13 protein-coding genes and 1 tRNA gene are annotated in these 17,111 nt (G+C 59.7%); 5 read left to right on the plus strand and 9 right to left on the minus strand.

Features of this window, described 5'->3' with window-relative positions:
• Positions 1-3 precede the first annotated feature (3 nt).
• The 4 genes from CKW19_RS20885 to CKW19_RS20900 all read right to left on the minus strand — a co-directional run bounded on the left by CKW19_RS20885 (position 4) and on the right by CKW19_RS20900 (position 5,360).
• On the minus strand, positions 4-1,713 hold the full coding sequence (locus tag CKW19_RS20885; protein WP_095059642.1) for an FAD-dependent oxidoreductase: 1,710 nt from the start codon (positions 1,711-1,713) through the stop codon (positions 4-6).
• A 298-nt stretch (positions 1,714-2,011) separates the two neighbouring features.
• Positions 2,012-3,580, minus strand: a complete 1,569-nt coding sequence (locus CKW19_RS20890) for an amidase (protein WP_095059643.1) — start codon at positions 3,578-3,580, stop codon at positions 2,012-2,014.
• A gap of 89 nt (positions 3,581-3,669) precedes the next feature.
• A complete protein-coding gene (locus CKW19_RS20895; RefSeq protein ID WP_256580363.1) occupies positions 3,670-3,861 on the minus strand; it encodes a hypothetical protein in 192 nt (63 codons plus the stop codon).
• Between the two features lie 35 nt (positions 3,862-3,896).
• The gene (locus CKW19_RS20900) at positions 3,897-5,360 is read right to left on the minus strand and encodes a coniferyl aldehyde dehydrogenase (protein WP_256580365.1); all 1,464 of its coding nucleotides are present in this window, start codon (positions 5,358-5,360) and stop codon (positions 3,897-3,899) included.
• 169 nt (positions 5,361-5,529) lie between these two features.
• Between CKW19_RS20900 and CKW19_RS20905 the strand changes: the two genes are divergently transcribed.
• The 5 genes from CKW19_RS20905 (at position 5,530) to CKW19_RS20925 (ending at position 10,764) form a co-directional block, all read left to right on the plus strand.
• Positions 5,530-6,513: a flavin reductase family protein gene (locus CKW19_RS20905; protein ID WP_095059645.1), complete on the plus strand. Its 984-nt coding sequence runs from the start codon at positions 5,530-5,532 to the stop codon at positions 6,511-6,513.
• A 17-nt stretch (positions 6,514-6,530) separates the two neighbouring features.
• Positions 6,531-7,838 carry an MFS transporter gene (locus tag CKW19_RS20910; RefSeq protein ID WP_095059683.1) on the plus strand — a complete coding sequence of 436 codons (1,308 nt, stop codon included), beginning with the start codon at positions 6,531-6,533 and terminating at the stop codon, positions 7,836-7,838.
• Between the two features lie 3 nt (positions 7,839-7,841).
• Positions 7,842-8,453, plus strand: a complete 612-nt coding sequence (locus CKW19_RS20915; protein ID WP_095059646.1) for a TetR/AcrR family transcriptional regulator — start codon at positions 7,842-7,844, stop codon at positions 8,451-8,453.
• Between the two features lie 136 nt (positions 8,454-8,589).
• Positions 8,590-9,720 (plus strand): carbon-nitrogen hydrolase family protein, encoded by a 1,131-nt coding sequence (locus CKW19_RS20920; RefSeq protein ID WP_095059647.1) that lies wholly within the window; start codon positions 8,590-8,592, stop codon positions 9,718-9,720.
• Between the two features lie 3 nt (positions 9,721-9,723).
• Positions 9,724-10,764, plus strand: a complete 1,041-nt coding sequence (locus CKW19_RS20925; protein WP_095059648.1) for an AraC family transcriptional regulator — start codon at positions 9,724-9,726, stop codon at positions 10,762-10,764.
• A 342-nt stretch (positions 10,765-11,106) separates the two neighbouring features.
• On the opposite strand, the gene CKW19_RS20930 is transcribed toward CKW19_RS20925, so the two are convergent.
• The 5 genes from CKW19_RS20930 to lon all read right to left on the minus strand — a co-directional run bounded on the left by CKW19_RS20930 (position 11,107) and on the right by lon (position 17,081).
• Entirely contained in the window at positions 11,107-11,952 is an 846-nt protein-coding gene (locus CKW19_RS20930) for a DUF2242 domain-containing protein (protein WP_095059649.1), read from the minus strand.
• A 203-nt stretch (positions 11,953-12,155) separates the two neighbouring features.
• A complete protein-coding gene (locus CKW19_RS20935; RefSeq protein WP_095059650.1) occupies positions 12,156-14,027 on the minus strand; it encodes a SurA N-terminal domain-containing protein in 1,872 nt (623 codons plus the stop codon).
• Between the two features lie 102 nt (positions 14,028-14,129).
• Positions 14,130-14,210: transfer RNA gene (locus CKW19_RS20940), tRNA-Leu, on the minus strand.
• A 53-nt stretch (positions 14,211-14,263) separates the two neighbouring features.
• On the minus strand, positions 14,264-14,536 hold the full coding sequence (locus CKW19_RS20945; protein WP_002552737.1) for an HU family DNA-binding protein: 273 nt from the start codon (positions 14,534-14,536) through the stop codon (positions 14,264-14,266).
• 148 nt (positions 14,537-14,684) lie between these two features.
• Positions 14,685-17,081, minus strand: coding sequence for an endopeptidase La (lon, locus tag CKW19_RS20950; RefSeq protein WP_095059651.1), 2,397 nt, complete (start codon positions 17,079-17,081; stop codon positions 14,685-14,687).
• Positions 17,082-17,111: the final 30 nt, after the last annotated feature.

The following is a 17,111-nucleotide window of genomic DNA, read 5'->3' on the forward strand; positions in this document are numbered from 1 at the left end:
CTCCTATCGCTGGCTGGCCAAGTGGTTGGCGGCGACATAGCCGAAAGTCATCGCCGGCCCCAGGGTGCCACCCGCGCCCGGATAGCTGGTGCCCATCACCGACGCCGAGCAGTTGCCGATGGCGTACAAGCCGGCGATGGTCGTGCCGTCATCACGCACCACCTGGGCGTGCTCGTTGGTTAACAGGCCACCCTTGGTGCCGATGTCACCGGCATCCAGGCGCATGGCGTAATACGGACCTTTGCGCAGCGGCGCCAGGCAAGGGTTGGGCTTGACGTTGCAGTCGCCGTAGTAACGGTCAAAGACGTTGCCGCCACGGGCGAAGTCGAGGTCGACACCGCTTTGGGCATAGGCGTTGACCTTGCTGACGGTGGCTTCCAGCCCGGCACTGTCGACGCCGATCTGCCGGGCCAGCCCGGCCAGGGTGTCGGCCTTCCAGTACAGGTTGTTGAGCCACTCTTTGCGCAAGCGGCTGTCGGGCATGATCTGGCCGGGCATCAAAGGGCCCATGGCGTAGTTGAAGCGGAAATGCGCGTCGAAGACCACCCAGGCCGGCACCGACTTGCCACCGGTTTTCTGGTTGTCCTGATGCATGGCATCGACGAACTCCAGGTACGGCGCCGCCTCGTTGACAAACCGCTGCCCCTCACCGTTGACCACGATGGCGCCAGGGAACGCTCGCTCGGCGAAGATCCCCCGGGGCTTGTCCTCTCCCGGTACGGCAATGGTCGGCGCCCACCAGGCCCAATCCATCAATGCGGTGGCCGCGCCCTGAGCCATGCCTGCTTCCAGCGCCGCGCCAGTATTGTTGCCAGGCGGTGTCGCGCTCCAGGACTTGCGGGTCGGCTTGGGCAGGTACTGGTCGCGCAGCACCTGGTTTTGTTCGAAGCCACCCGAGGCCAGAATCACCCCCAACCGCGCGCGCAGTTGCAGCTCGGCGCCGTCACGCCGCACGGTGATGCCGCTGATCCGTCCGTTGTCAGTGATCAGGTCGCAAAAATCGGTGTTGAGCCACAGCGGCACATTGCGGTCCATCAGCGAGCGACGCAACGAGGCGACCAACGAACTGCCCAGGGACGCACGGCGATCAATCTTGCTTTTGCGCCGCCACTTGAAGTCCAGCTTGTAGCGCAGCATCAGTTTCATGATCAGCAGACGCCAGCCGAAACTGCGGGCCATGACCTTGTGCGCATCACGCGCCGTCCAGGCGATACAACCCATCAGCAGCGTTGAAGGCGACGGCTTGCGCAGGTTTGCCAGTTCGTCACCCAACAGACTGGTGTCAAAAAATTCAGGGTCCAGGGTTCGCCCACCGGCAAGGGCTCCCGGTAGATGCGGATAGTAATCAGGGTATTTGGCCGCTACTGCATAACGCACCCGACTGTTACGGGTGAGCAGTTCGATCATCTTTGGCGCATTGTCCAGATAGGCACGCAGGCGCACTTCATCGACATGCTCCCCTGCCGCCGCCTTCAGGTAGGTCAGCGCCGTGGCGTAGCTGTCGGTGCCACTCATGCGCGCGAAGTAATGGTTGTTCGGAATCCAGATACCGCCGCCGGAGATCGCCGAGGTGCCACCATACTGGTCGCTTTTCTCCACCACCAGCACGCGCAACCCCTGGTCGGCGAGGAACACCGCCGAAGTCATCGCACCTGCACCCGAACCGACGACGATCACGTCGTAGTGGGTCTGAGACTGAACTTGAGCCGTCATTGTTGTTATGCCATTAGCTGAGGTCAGAAAGAAACCGCCGACCACGCAGGGTGCGCTGGCGGAGTGCAGCCCATGATCGGGGCTGCGGGGGGATGGGCTCATCGTCAAAGTGGACTAGGGGGTGCCCAGCTGGCTTACCAGCGATACGGTCGGCACATCCAACATCTCACTCGCCTGACACACCGCCTTCGCCGGCAAGCCGGCTCCTACAGGGGATCACCGTCAGGCGCAAATCCCGGCAACGCCCAATAAACCTGTAGGAGCTGGCTTGCCGGCGCCTACAGGGTGAGGGGGCGGGTTAAAGAGTGGCACGTCTGGCAGCCCACGGGTGGGCCTGTTCCAGTTGACTGGCCAAGCGCAGCAGCACGTCTTCGCCACCCAGGCGAGCGGTGAACATCATGCCCACCGGCAGGCCGTCGTCGCTCTGGCCCAGCGGCAGAGAAATGGCCGGCTGGCCGCTGACATTGGCTATCACGGTGAAACCGGCGCTGCCCATGGCCTGATGGACGTAGCTGTCCCAAGGCTGGTCAAGCGACAACAGACCCAGCTTCGGGGTCAGGCTGCCGGTAACCGGCGACAGGATCACGTCGTAGCGTTCGAAGTGCTGCTCCATCGTCGCGCCAATACGCTCGAATGCTTGCCGCGCGCGGTACAGGTCTTCGCCGCTGGTCGCTTTCGAACGTTCGAGATTGACCAAGGTGATCTTCTCCAGATCCTGAGCCGTGGCAGCCCGTCCGAGTACCTGCTCGCGGTCATGAATCTGCACACGCAATGCCATGCCGAGCGCAGCGCCATGGGCACCGAACAACTGGCGTGGATCGATGTTCAGCGTCAATTCGTCGAGTTGATGCCCAAGGGCCAACAGTTGCTTGATGGTCTGTTCCAGCGTGGCGGCAATCGCCGGGTCCAAGGGGGCGCCGGTCAGTGATTGGCGCACCACGGCCACGCGCAACTTGCCCGGATCACGTTGCAATTCTTCAATATAAGGCCGAACCAACGGTGCGCACCAATAGGCACTGCCCGCCTCATGACCCTGACCGGCATCGAGGAACAGCGCGGTATCGCGCACCGTGCGCGACACCACATTGGCAGCGCTGGCTCCAAACGAACCCTCGAATTGCAGTGGCCCGCTGGGGGTGCGATAGCGGGTCGGCTTGAGCCCGACCACGCCGCAGTACGAAGCGGGAATGCGGATCGAACCGCCGCCATCAGTGGCATGAGCCACGGGAACGATCCCCGCCGCCACCGCAGCGGCCGAGCCCCCCGAAGAACCGCCTGCGCTCATGGCCAGGTTCCACGGGTTATGAGTCTGGCCCCAGGCCAGGGATTCGGTGGTGGTGGTCAAGCCGAACTCGGGGGATGTGGTCTTGCCGAATGGCACCGCACCAGCCTGCTCGTACCGGGCGATCAGGGTACTGGTGCGAGCAGCGGGCGGTGAGTCCTTGAACATCCGGCTACCGTTACTGGTGATCGTACCTTGTAGCGTGGTGTTCAGGTCCTTGAACAGCAGCGGCACACCGGCCAGAGCGCCCTGGTTATAGGTGCCGGCGGCGCGACGCTGGGCGAGCAGTGTACGTGCGTAGGCTTCATGCAGCATGTTCACCGCATTGACCTTGGGGTTGACCTCGTTGTAGCGGGCCAGCGCCGCTGCCAACAGGTCCTCGGCGCTGAGTTCGCCACTGCGGATTGCCTGGCTCATGGCCCAGGCATCCATGGCTTGGTAGTTGCTCGCCGACAGCCCCGCCGCGCGGGCATCGGCAAACCGTCCCAGAAGCCCGACGCCGACAGCCACGGCACCGGCCTTGAGTACGCTGCGGCGCGGCCAGCCGGTGATGGAGTTGAGTGGTGCGTTTTCGTGGTTATCCATGGTGATGAGCGCGCCCTGATTGTGGGTTGTTAAGGGATTGAGGTCCTGCTCCTTGTGGGAGCGGTATTCAGACGGAACAAGGCAGATGATCACGCGACATTAAAGCGTGCCGACAACTGATCCAATGCCCGCGCCAGTTGTTCCAGGTCCGCGGCGGCCACCGCGCTGCGCCCGGCGTTGGCCGGCAGCGCTCCGATGCCGGTCGAGACACTCTCGACCCGGCTGACCATTTCCCGCGTGACGCGCACCTGTTCGGTAATCACGGCGGCAATGGTGTCCACGCTGCGGATGAGGGCGCAAGGCCCCCGCGCTGAAATCAGTCGGAGGTGACCCCGGCCAGCATGGCCGCCAGGTAGTGCTCGCCATAAGGCGGCAGCAGGCCCCATTCGCGGCGCGGGTCATGGGCCGACGCCTTGAATACCGTGCGCATATGACTGAACTCGAGAAAGCCTTCGCGGCCATGGTAATGACCCATGCCCGAAGCGCCGACACCACCGAACGGCGCATCGTGCAAAGCGGCATGCATCATCACATCGTTGAGGGTGACGCCGCCGGACAGGGTGTGCTCCAGCACATGACGTTGTTCTTGTGCATCCTCGCCGAAGTAGTACAACGCCAGCGGACGCGGTCGGCCGTTGATTTCAGCGATGACCTGATCGAGGTCGTCATAGCTGAGCACGACCATCGCAGGGCCAAAGATTTCCTCGTGCATGATCAGGCTGTCCGGAGCCGGATCGATCACTACGCGCAGCGGACGACGACGGTCCTGGGTATCCACGGCCAGAGGTTCGGGCAGGCACTCAATACGCGCACCGCGTACCTGCGCGTCCTCGATCAGGTCCTCGACCCGGTCCAGATGACGCTGGTTGACCACCGCCACCACATCCGGGTTACCGGCCACTGTCGGGTTGAGATCGCGATAGACACTGCGAAGCGTGTCGAGAAACGATTCAAGTTGAGCCGTGGGCACGTAGACCAGATCCGGGTTGATGCAGACCTGCCCACCATTGCAAATCTTGCCCGCCGCGATGCTGAAGGCCGTTTTGTTCAAGTCAGCCGTACGCGAAACGATCACCGGCGACTTGCCGCCGAGTTCCAGGGTCACCGGCACCAGGTTTTTTGCAGCATTGCCCATCACTAGCCGGCCAATCGCTGTACTGCCCGTGAACACCAGGTGATTGAAGGGTTGGCTGCTGAATGCTTCGCCCAGTTCCGGCCCACCGTTAACCACCGCCACCACCAGCGGATCAAGGTATTCGGCGCACAGGCGCGCCACCAGTTCGGCGGTGCGAGGCACGACTTCGGAAGGCTTGAGGATGGCCCGGTTGCCGGCCGCCAAGGCCGAAGCCAATGGGCTGAACAATGTGTACAAAGGCGCGTTCCAGGTCCCGAGGATGCCCACCGTACCTTTCGGCTGGTGCATGACCCAGGCCCGGGCGCCGAGCTGGTCATAGGGGGAAAACATCTCGCGCGGTTCGTCCTGCATCCATTCCTGCAAATGGTCACGGGCATATTTGAGCGAGGCCAGTGCACCCAGCACGTCATTCATCAACGAAAATCCGGCGGGCCGCCCGCCAAAATCCAGGTCGATCGCCGTGGTCAATGCTTCGTGGTTTTGGACCAGCAGGTCGATCACTTGCTGCAGCCGCTGGCGGCGGGTGTCGGCGCTGACACTGCCAGCGCTGGCAAAGGCGCTTTTCTGTTGCGCCAGCAGGCTGGAAAGGTCTTGGACACAAGATGCGGCTGTACTCATTGTTATCCCCTTGCAGGTTGGCTCGATGGCCGTTGAGCGCCCGATGCGCCTGGCGCCACCCTAGCCTCGCCGCCACCTGCGCCGCCTCGTCCAATCGGACGAGGCCGTACATTAGCGTTAGTCCGTTGAGACGATGTTCTGCGCCTGCAAACGCACAATACTGGCCATACGAAAACCCCACTCCATGAGGCCAGTCATGGCAATGCAAAACATCAGCTTCGACCCCCAGGCATTTCGTGCCGCGCTCGGCACGTTCACCACCGGGGTCACGATCATCACCACCCAGAACGAAGACGGCTCGCCCGTGGGCATCACCGCCAACAGCTTCAACTCGGTGTCACTCAACCCGCCGCTGGTACTCTGGAGTTTGTCCAAGCAAGCGCGCAGCCTTCCGGTGTTCAGCAACGGCAAGCATTGGAATGTGCATGTGCTGTCCACGGAGCAGGAGACGCTGTCGGGACGTTTCGCCACCCAGGGCGAGGACAAGTTCGCCGAGATCGAACTCGATCATGGCGTCAGCGAGGCCCCCCTGCTGCAGGATTGCACGGCTCGCTTCCAGTGCCGCACGGCGTTTCAATACGAGGGTGGTGACCACGTGATCTTCGTTGGCGAAGTGCTCGCCTTCGATCACAGCGACCGCGCGCCGCTGGCGTTCCAAAGTGGCCAATATGCCTTGGCCACGCGCAAGCCGCGCAGCGAACTGCGCCTGGCAACTACGCCGCCACCTCCGGAGTGCAGCTACACCGAGGACTTGCTTGGCTATCTGTTGGGGCGCGCGCATTACCAGGCACTCAACGCCTTGCGCCAATTGCTGAATAGTCAGCAACTGGACGAACAGACGTTTTTCGTCCTGTCGATCTTGTGTATCCGCGACAACCTGACCCTTGAGGAAATCAACACATTCGTTAACTACACCGGTCGCGAAGTGACACTGGCGAGCATGCGTTTTCTCGAGCGTCAGCGTCTGGTCGCGTTCGAGGGCTCAGCCGATTCCATCCGGTTTGTTCTCACGGCCCAAGGTCGTGAGGTTTCACTGCATCAACTGGCATTGGCCAAGGCCGTTGAAGAGGACCTCTCGGTCAAACTCGGTCCCGCTGACGCCCAAGCCTTGAAGGTCTTGCTCAAGCGTCTGATCGTCGTCAGTGACCCGGGCTTGCCTGATCTGTGGGCACCGCGGTGACAGCCCGCGCAGGATTGTTGTCACCGGTCAGTGTTGGCTGGGGCAGCCATGGCTTGCTATTGCTGCTGGCCATGGTATTTGCCGACAACTTCGTCGGACGACAAATACTCGCAGTCATGGTCGAACCGATCAAAGCGGAATTCGCAGTCGGCGACACCGCCATCGGCCTGATCTCGGGCCTGGCCTTCGCTGCAGTTTATGCACTGATGGGCCTGCCAGCGGGGCGGTTGGTGGATCGCATGCCACGTATCCGCCTGCTGGCTATGTCTTGCCTGTTGTGGTCTGTGGCGACCATGGCTTGCGGGTTGGCCGGCAGCTTCCTGGCGCTGGCCTTTGCACGGATGCTGGTTGCCGTCAGCGAATCGCCGACGACGTCGGCCTCGCTGTCCTTGATCGCTGACCTGTATCCACCACAACGACGCTCATTCGCGATCAGTTGTTTTACCGCCGCACCGACCTTTTCTTCGATCATCGGTTTAAGTATTGGCGCCTGGGTGGTGGAGCACTATGGCTGGCGCAGTGCGTTCGTTGCCCTTGGCGTGCCGGCGCTTTTGTTCAGCGCCATCCTGGCGTTTGCCGTGCGCGACCCGCAACGTGGCCGCTGGGACCTCACGCCACACTCCCATACGCAACCTGCACTACTGGGCATGCGTGCCGAAGCACGCAAACTCTGGGCATTGCCAGCCTTTCGTTGTCTTATCCTCGCGGGCGGCCTGACCACGCTCAGCTCCTATGCCATTGGCATGTGGAACACCAGCTTCCTGGTGCGCTCCCACGGCTTGTCACTGCAACACGCAGGGTTGCTCGCGGGTGTGATCTGCGGAACCTCAGCCGGGATCGGTGGTTTGTTCAGTGGCTGGTTGAGCGACCGTCTCTGCCGCCGCCATCCACACTGGCAAATTTCGATTCCAGTGGTGGGCCACCTGGCGGCCATCTGCGCGTTGGTTCCCTACTTGCTTTGGTCTGACTCCCTGCTGGTGCGTCTGGGTGATGTGCCGATTCCTGGCGCCATGCTCTGGTGCGCGCTTTATTCGTTCTTTGCCGTGTGGTGGGTTGCCCCGTCCTACAACCTCGTCACCCAATTGGTCCCCGCGGGTCGACGCGGGACCGCCATGGCGCTGCAAACGATTGTAAGCACGCTGCTCGGCGTCGGTGTCGGGCCACTGATAACCGGCTTGTTCAGCGACATGCTGCTACCGGCGTTTGGCCACGAATCACTGCGCTATGCGTTGCTGTTGGTGAACTTGCCGGTAATTTGCGCGGTTTTGTTGCTTATCCGCACCGCTCACCATGCTTCCAAAACAGACTATCGCCACGCGGAATAACTCATGCCAATCACTTCAAGACACAGCGCCCGCGACCGAGTACTTGATGCGGCAACTGAACTCTTCGCCACACATGGTTTTCAGTCTATTGGCTTGCGCGATCTGGCGAGCTACGTGGGTCTGCAAGCAGGATCGCTCTACCATCACATCGAAAACAAACAGGCTTTGTTGTTCGAACTGATCGAGTCAGCCTTATCGGACTTGTTACTGGACACCACGCGCCGAATGAAAGGAGCACGCAGCCCTGAAAAGCGCCTGTTGCGCTTCATCCAGGCCTTCGTTTCTTTCAGTTTTAACGAAAGGCACAGACTGACCCTGATGACCCGCGAGTTTTCCAACCTCAATGACGAACAACAGCAGCATATCCTCCAGCTGAAAGACAGATATTCGTCCGTTCTAAGCGCCATCATCACTGACCCACTCGGCGAGAAAAACAAACCTTCGGCAGGTACCTGCCCGACCACCAGCGCGGTCATTGTCATTCTGTTTGGACAGTCACAGTGGTATGGCACTCAAACAACCGAAGTGCAATTGACAGAAACGCTCACAAATCTTGCTACTTGCATCATTGCCAGTAGCAAGAAAACGCAAGTGACCATAACGCAGCAGCGTTGACCTATCCTGCTCCAGAGCAAGGTAAAAAACCTCAAACGTGGGAGAATCCTATCCTTACCCCATGGTTTGCCGTAGGCTCGATACCGATCCGAAGGCAAAATATGAAACCTCGCACACGGCTGTTAATTGTTTCCCAATGCGCAAACTTCTGTACCTGACATTGTCCATGGCGTTACTCGCCGCTATTACGACCTACGCCATGTGGGCCGCGGATCGTCCGGTGGGCCACTACCTCTCCGATCTTCGGATCAGTCTCGCGGTCGATCAAGGTACGCCCTCTGATCGCGGCAATCTGCTGGGCATCCAGCCCGAGCTGTTTCCCACCGACTATCAAAGCCCCGAGCGCCTGCATCGCAAACTCGCAGCCTACCTGCACTCTGCCCGGGACCAGGGTTTGTTGAACAACAAGACCATCGTCGTGCTGCCGGAGCATGTCGGCACCTGGCTGATGATCAGCGGTGAGAAGGATGAGCTGTATCAAGCCCCCACCCTCAAAGAAGCCATGAACTGGCTGGCGGTGAGCAATCCCGTCAAATTTGTCCGCGCCCTGATCAGCGCCGAAGGCGGAAGCCGACTGGACGATGCTCATCTGCGCATGAAGGCCAAGGTAATGGCCAGAGACTACCAGGCATTGTTCGGAGGACTGGCCAGGGAATTCCACGTGACGCTGGTAGCGGGTTCGATTGTATTGCCCGAACCGAGCATCATCGACGGCGCCCTGAAAATCGGCCACGGCGCGCTCTACAACACCAGTGTGGTGTTCAACAGCGAAGGCCTGCCGATGGGCCAGCCTCAGCGCCAAATGCACCCGGTGTTCGCCGGGCAGGATGGGGTCAAGGCGAATGGCGAGCATTCGCTTAACGTTGTCGACACACCGGCCGGGCGCCTGGGCGTGCTGATCGGACGTGACAGCTGGTATCCGGAAAACTACCGCAAGCTCGATGACCAGAACGTCCAGCTCGTCGCGGTTCCGGCGTTTGTCGCCGGCCGCGGCACCTGGGAACAACCGTTTCAGGGTGACCGAAATTCACCGAAGCCAACGTCAGGCGGCCTCAATGCCGCAGAACTCAGCGAAGGCCAGGCCTGGGAGCGCCTGACCCTGACCGGCCAGATGCCAGCCAGTCAGGCCGTCGCCGGCATGAGTGTGTTCCTGCGCGGTCAGTTCTGGGATCAGGGCAGCGCCGGCCATAGCTTCCTCAGCCGCAACGGCCAGCACTTTGCCGACGGCAACGCCCAAGGTGCGCGCTTGCTGAACCTCTGGCTGTAACCCATGAAACCTCAGCCGATGCGTCTTGGTGATCTGTCCGTAGGTTTTGTTCATAGCCTGGCCGACGCCGTGCGCAGCCATGGAATCGACCCGCAGCCGCTACTTGAACAGTATGGCCTCGACACGGCGCGTCTGAGCGAAGCGGGAGCGCGTCTATCGATCCCGCGCTACATGCGCTTGGGACACGCAGCCATACAACTCACCGGCAACCCGGCACTGGGCTTGCGCATGGGTCAACTCAGCCGCTTGAGCCAACTAGGGCTTGCCGGGGTCACCGCCGCCCAGGCGCCCACGGTCCGTGAGGCGGCCCGTTACCTGATTCGCTTCGAGGCCTTGTACGGTTCCAACTATCGCGGTCAATCCAGTTTTCACGAAGACGCCCGGGGCGCCTGGCTGCGTTTCTATTCGATCAGCCCCTACAACGCGTACAACCGCTTCGTCGTGGACTCGATCATTGCTGGCTGGTTGCAGCATTTATCCTGCATAAGCCCTGCCCCGCTTAGCGCAGAACGCATCGAGATAGAGTTCGAAGAACCTGAATACCGCGCAGCCTATGACGTTTTGGGTGATGGCCCGATCCAGTTTGGCAGCGAACACAATCAGCTACGGCTGAGTCTGGCAAGCCTCGCCCAGCGCAACCCCGAGCATTGCCCAAGCACCTGGCGGCATCTGCTGCAATTGTGTGAACGGGAGCTGGAACAACTGACACACACCCGCAGCCTGCGTGAACGCATCATCGCGTTGCTGGGGCCTTTGCTCAGTGGTGGCCGGGAACCCGACCTCGAAGAAGTGGCGGCACGCCTGAAGCTGCCCACCTGGACCTTGCGCCGCAAACTGGCCGAGGAAGGCACGCAGTTTCGCGCAATTCTCAACGACACCCGCCGTGACCTGGCCATGACCTACATACGCGACACCGAACTGGCGTTCGGAGAAATCGCCTACCTGCTGGGCTTTGCCTCAGCCGAAGCGTTTCAACGCGCCTTCAAACGCTGGAACGGGCAGACACCCGGCGAGTTTCGCCGCAGCCATCGCCAGTCCGTCTGACGCTTACAACTCGGTGGCGTCTTCCGCTGGTTCCAATGGGTCCAGTTCAAACGCCTGATATTCAAGCAGCTCTTCTTGATAATCGTCCATTCTTGAAGCCCCCGACGCGTATTGAAAACGCCTGAATTAATGACCAGTCCCTTGAGCATAAAGTGCCTGCGTGAAAGAAAAATGACGCAGACACGACACTCCGTCGCTACAGAATAAAACGTAGCAGCTGATCAGAAATTTATCATTGGCTTTTTTGCGGCAGGCCTCAGAACAGTGGCCTGGCTTGATACGGGTCAATCTTTCCAGCAATCACAGGACCGGGTCATCCGAACCGGTCCTGTAACGTCACGCTCACTGGCTGGAAGCAGGCATCACCGGAATGGGTTCACTCGGCGGCGGCATGTCGCTCGGGTTCGAGACTGGCGTGATGGTTTCTGTGGACGGGGCAGGCTCAACACGCTCGACCGGCGTTATCGGCGCTGCTTCAGCGGGCGGGGCCACCGTTTCAGAGGCTGCTGGCGTCGCTTCAACCGGCGCAGGTGCAGCGGGAGCCGGCTCGGCAACAGGAGCCGCCGGTGCGGGTGCCAGCGGAGCCGGTGTTGCCTTGGCCTCAGGCATGCCCAAGGGATCGGTTTTCGGTTGTTCGGGAATGTGCGCGGCCTTCTTGGCTTCCGGCGGCAGGAACAGCTCAACCAACGCAAAGAAGCGCTCGTAGAACTTGGCGGAAGATACGGTTTCGCTGGCGACCTTGACCATCGAATCGTCCGACGAGCCAATCGGCATCGACACCGAGCCCAGCACACCCACGCCCAAGCTCGCGGAGTTGTTGGTCTTCTTCAGCGCATAACGGTCCTGCAACGCATTGGCGAACATGGTGGCGTGATGCCCTTTGCTGCCGTCATCCGCGCACACCACGCTGAAGCTGATCTCCATGTGATTCTCGCCGGTCTGCTGGAAGCTCTTGTGCCCGCTGATCAGCTTCGGATCATTGCTGGTGATGATGTAGCCCTGGCTGAGCAACGCGCGACGAGCGGCTTCGCAGGTCTGCACATCAGTCACCGGATAGTTGCGCGAAAACGTTCCGGAATCGTCGAAGTTCTCATGCTCGTAGATAGCGGCCTTGTCCGAGGAACAACCGGCCACCGCGGCCAGCATCGCCACCAGCCCGGCAACACGCATGGGAAATGATTTAAACATTGAACATCCTGAGGAAAACGGTTCGGGGCATATTGTGCAACAGATCGATGCATAGCGGAGCATCGATCGTGTCTTAAAAGAGTTACAGGTGGATTGACCCCGTTTACGATGAAACGTCACCCCGCTAAATGACATACGGCCAAACAAAAAACCCCGACCTATTGGGCCGGGGTTCTCTGTGCAACGCAAAACTCAGTCAGGCATCAGAACCGCTTGATGTCCGCCTCGCTTTCGAGCTGCTTGCGGTAAGCCGCAAAGTCTTGCTGGCCGATGCGAGAAGCGAGGTAGCGACGATACTGCGCTTTCTCTTCCTCTGTCGGCGCTGCCGCTTCGTTCACGCCATTGAGGCGCACGATCATCAAGCTGCCGTCAGCCAGCGTCACGCTGGTGAAGGTCGGCTTGTCTTTGGCAGCAGGCTTCGGCATACGGAACAGCGCCTGCAACACAGCCGGGTCAACCCCTTCCTGAGCGCGGGTCGCCGCTTCCGTGACTTTCCAGTTCTGACCATCGACCGCCTGGTTGAGCGGCGTCTTGCCCTCACGCAGGCTGACGATCAACTGCTCAGCCTTGGTCTTGGCAGCAGCACTTGCGTGCTCCTTGGTCAGTTGCACACGGATGCTGGCAGAGACGTTTTCCAGCGGCAACTGCGAAGGCTTCAGGTGCTCCTTGGCGCGCAGCACGATCACGGTTTCCGGATCGAGCTCAATCGCGGTGCTGTTGGCGCCCTCCTCCAGAACTTCCTGGCTGAAGGCTGCGGTGATCACGGCACGGTTAGCCGCAATGCCTTCGCCGCCTTCACGACCGAACGGCGCGGAAGTGTGAACGGTCAGCTTCAGGTCCTGTGCAGGCTGGGCCAGGTCGGACGCTTCGAAGGCGGCGTCTTCCAGCTGTTTGCTCGCTTCAACGAAACGCTGCTCGACCTGCTGGGTTTTCAGCGCTCGGGTCAGCTTGTCTTTCAGGCTGGCAAACGTTGGCACTTCAGGCGCTTCGACACCCAGCAGCTTGATCAGGTGGAAACCGTAGTCGGTGCGAACCGGCTCGGACACCTGATCCTTGGTCAACGAATACAAGGCTTTTTCGAACACAGGATCGTAAACGCCAGGACCGGCAAAACCCAGGTCACCGCCGTTGTTAGCCGAACCCGGATCCTGGGAGAATTCCTTGGCCAGCGCCTCGAACTTCTCACCTTTGGCCAGACGCGCCTGGATCTCGTCGATCTTGGCCTTGGCTTGCGCCTCGGTCATCTTGTCGTTCACTTCGATCAGAATGTGCGCAGCCCGACGTTGTTCGGACAGGTTCGCGGTTTCTTTCTGATAAGCCGCTTGCAGGTCTTCGTCGCTGACGCTGACCTGATCAAAGAAGGACGCCTTCTTCAACTCGAGGTAATCGATGACTACCTGATCCGGCGTCATGAATTCCTTGGCGTGCTCGTCGTAGTAGGCCTTGACCTCATCGTCGGTCAGCTTTACTGCCGCTGGGTCCGCCTTGATGTTCAGCGAGGCGAAATCGCGGGTCTGTTTTTCCAGACGGGCAAAAGCCAGTACCTGCGCGTCGGTGACGAAACCGCTACCGGCCAGGCCTGCACGCAGCTGGCCAATCAGCATTTCCTGAGCCAGCATCTGGCGGAATTGCATGCGGCTGTAACCAAGCTGACGAATCACCTGATCGAAACGCTCGGAGTTGAACTTGCCATCCACCTGAAACTCAGGGGTTTGCAGCATGACCTGATCCAGAGCCGCTTCGGAAAAAGCGAACTTCGAGTTTTCTGCGCCTTGCAGCAACAGTTTGCGATCGATCAGGCCCTTGAGAGCCGAATCGCGCAGCATTTTCTCGTCAAGCAAGGAAGCGTCGAAATCTTTGCCCAGCTGTTGCATGAGCTGGCGGCGTTGCATATCGACCGCCTGGCTCAGCTCGTTCTGGCTGATTTCTTCACCATTGACCTTCGCCGCTTCATTCGTGTTCGTCGTGGCTTGAAAAATGGCATCGACACCAGTCAAAGCCATCAGTGCAACGATGACCCCGATAATGGTCTTGGCAATCCAGCCTTGTGAATTGTCCCTGATATTCTGCAGCATGCGTCCCCCAGAAACGGTTGAACTTCAAAATTAGGCAACCGTGGAGCGTGGGTAGAATCCGGATAGAAGAAAGGCGCATCCGAGGATGCGCCTTCTCGTAACTGGCGGAGCGGATCGAGGGCGGCTTGAACTCATGGCCCTCGGCGTCTGTAGCCGGCGACCTGCCGTCTGGACTGCCGCTCCGCTGCCAAGTCAGGCATGACCCCGACCCGGATGGGTAAAAACCTGAATCGAACTTAGTTGACAGCTTCTTTCAGTGCTTTACCGGCTTTGAAACCTGGTTTTTTGGCTGCTGCGATTTCCAGCGTCTTACCGGTCTGTGGGTTACGACCAATGCGAGCTGGACGATCAGTTACGGAGAAAGTACCGAAACCAACCAGAACAACAGAGTCACCAGCCTTGAGAGCGCCAGTGACGGATTCGATTACAGCGTCCAGCGCACGGCCAGCAGCAGCTTTCGGGATATCAGCGGATGCAGCGATAGCATCAATCAGTTCCGACTTGTTCACTCTAAGTCCCCTTATATCTATTTGAGTATGATTCTAAGTTTTTTTGGTGAAAGCAAAACGAGTGCTGAATGGCCTACAGACACTTAAGAGCCGCTTTATAACAAGGGCTCTAAAAAACTGTCAAGGAAGCCCCCCAGGCAAATACGTACTAATGCGTGCTAATTCTTTCCTTGGAATCCGCGTCGCGTTTCTCATCCTTCGCGACTATCTCCGGAGCCACATCCGGCAAGGGCTCCGGCGCGTATTGCAGCGCAATTTGCAGGACCTCGTCAATCCATTTAACCGGTTTAATCTGTAGATCCTGCTTGATATTGTCCGGAATCTCTTTGAGATCACGCACGTTCTCTTCAGGAATGATCACAGTCTTGATTCCGCCACGGTGAGCGGCCAGCAGTTTTTCTTTCAAACCGCCAATCGCCAGCACCTGACCACGCAAGGTGATTTCGCCGGTCATGGCGACATCGGCGCGAACCGGAATGCCGGTCAACGCCGACACCAGGGCCGTGCACATGCCCACGCCCGCGCTCGGGCCGTCCTTCGGAGTCGCCCCTTCCGGCATGTGGATATGCGTGTCGCGCTTCTCATGGAAGTCCACAGGAATCCCCAGGCTCTTCGCCCGGCTACGGACAACGGTCAAGGCAGCCGTGATCGATTCGACCATGACGTCACCCAGGGAGCCGGTCTTGATCAATTGGCCCTTGCCGGGAACGACTGCGGCCTCGATGGTCAGCAGTTCGCCGCCCACTTGCGTCCACGCCAGGCCAGTCACCTGACCGATCTGATCCTGCTGCTCAGCCAGGCCGTAGCGGAATTTACGCACGCCCAGGAAGTGTTCCAGCATGTCGGCCGTGACCTTCACCGAGAAGCGTTTTTCCAACGCATGCTCTTTGACGGTTTTGCGGCAAACCTTGGCGATCTGGCGCTCCAGCCCCCGTACACCGGCTTCGCGGGTGTAGTAGCGGATGATGTCGCGAATCGCGTCGGCGTCGAATTCCAGCTCGCCTTTCTTCAAGCCGTTGGCAGTAATCTGCTTCGGCGAAAGGTATTTGACGGCGATGTTGATCTTCTCGTCTTCCGTGTAGCCCGGCAGACGAATCACTTCCATCCGGTCCAGCAGCGCCGGCGGAATGTTCATGGAGTTCGAGGTGCAAAGGAACATCACATCGGACAGGTCGTAATCGACTTCCAGATAGTGATCGTTGAAGTTGTGGTTCTGCTCCGGATCGAGCACTTCCAGCAACGCCGACGCTGGATCGCCACGCATGTCGCTGCCCATTTTGTCGATTTCATCGAGCAGGAACAGCGGGTTGCGAACGCCCACTTTTGTCATCTTTTGAATCAATCTACCTGGCATCGAACCGATGTAAGTACGGCGATGACCACGAATTTCAGCCTCGTCACGCACACCGCCAAGGGCCATGCGCACGAATTTGCGGTTGGTGGCGTGGGCAATCGACTCCGCCAGAGAAGTTTTACCCACCCCCGGAGGACCGACCAGGCACAACACAGGACCGCGAATTTTCTTCACGCGTTTTTGCACGGCGAGGTATTCGAGGATGCGTTCTTTGACTTCTTCCAGGCCATAGTGGTCCGCGTCGAGGATGTCCTCTGCACGCGCCAGGTCCAGACGGACTTTGCTCTGGGCCTTCCACGGCACCTGAACCAGCCAGTCGATGTACGAGCGCACCACGGTGGCTTCGGCGGACATTGGCGACATTTGCTTGAGCTTGTTCAGCTCGGCCGTTGCCTTGGCCAGCGCGTCTTTCGGCAGGCCAGCGGCATCGATGCGCTTTTTCAGCTCCTCGACTTCGTTGTGACCTTCCTCGCTGTCGCCGAGCTCTTTCTGAATAGCCTTCATCTGCTCGTTCAGGTAGTACTCGCGCTGACTGCGCTCCATTTGTTTTTTGACACGACCGCGAATGCGCTTTTCGACTTGCAGCAGGTCGATCTCGGCATCCAGCAACGCCAGGACGTGCTCGACCCGGGCCGACAAATCGATGATTTCGAGAATTTCCTGCTTCTGTTCGATCTTCAGGGCCATGTGCGCAGCCATGGTGTCCACCAGGCGACCTGGTTCGTCGATGCTGTTGAGCGACGACAGGACTTCAGCCGGGACTTTCTTGCCCAGTTGCACATATTGTTCGAATTGAGACAGCAGGCTGCGAACGAACACTTCCGACTCGCGCTCAGGCGCGTCGACTTCGTCGATCAGGGAGACTTCGGCGCGGCAGTGGCCATCCACTTCGATGAAACGCTCTACAGCGCCCCGCTGCTCACCTTCGACCAGAACCTTGACCGTGCCGTCAGGCAGTTTCAGCAGCTGCAGAACGGTGGCAATGGTGCCGACGCGATAAAGGGCATCTTCACCGGGATCATCGTCAGCCGGGTTTCTCTGGGCCAGCAGAAGAATCTGCTTGTCGCCCGTCATCGCGGCCTCGAGGGCTTCGATGGATTTCTCGCGCCCCACGAACAGCGGGATAACCATGTGCGGATAAACCACGACATCACGCAATGGCAGGAGAGGCAATTCGATGGTTGTCTTCATGATTTCGCCTCTACGGCGGCCATAAGGCCG

The sequence above is a fragment of the Pseudomonas sp. Irchel s3f7 genome, from assembly GCF_900187615.1.
Taxonomy (GTDB): Bacteria; Pseudomonadota; Gammaproteobacteria; order Pseudomonadales; family Pseudomonadaceae; genus Aquipseudomonas.

Coding starts and splice junctions, on each gene's coding strand:
- CKW19_RS20930 (WP_095059649.1), bottom strand. CDS start 11,952: ATGTTTAAATCATTTCCCATGCGTGTTGCCGGGCTGGTGGCGATGCTG.
- CKW19_RS20935 (WP_095059650.1), bottom strand. CDS start 14,027: ATGCTGCAGAATATCAGGGACAATTCACAAGGCTGGATTGCCAAGACC.
- CKW19_RS20890 (WP_095059643.1), bottom strand. CDS start 3,580: ATGGATAACCACGAAAACGCACCACTCAACTCCATCACCGGCTGGCCG.
- CKW19_RS20885 (WP_095059642.1), bottom strand. CDS start 1,713: ATGACGGCTCAAGTTCAGTCTCAGACCCACTACGACGTGATCGTCGTC.
- lon (WP_095059651.1), bottom strand. CDS start 17,081: ATGAAGACAACCATCGAATTGCCTCTCCTGCCATTGCGTGATGTCGTG.
- CKW19_RS20905 (WP_095059645.1), top strand. CDS start 5,530: ATGGCAATGCAAAACATCAGCTTCGACCCCCAGGCATTTCGTGCCGCG.
- CKW19_RS20915 (WP_095059646.1), top strand. CDS start 7,842: ATGCCAATCACTTCAAGACACAGCGCCCGCGACCGAGTACTTGATGCG.
- CKW19_RS20920 (WP_095059647.1), top strand. CDS start 8,590: ATGCGCAAACTTCTGTACCTGACATTGTCCATGGCGTTACTCGCCGCT.
- CKW19_RS20925 (WP_095059648.1), top strand. CDS start 9,724: ATGAAACCTCAGCCGATGCGTCTTGGTGATCTGTCCGTAGGTTTTGTT.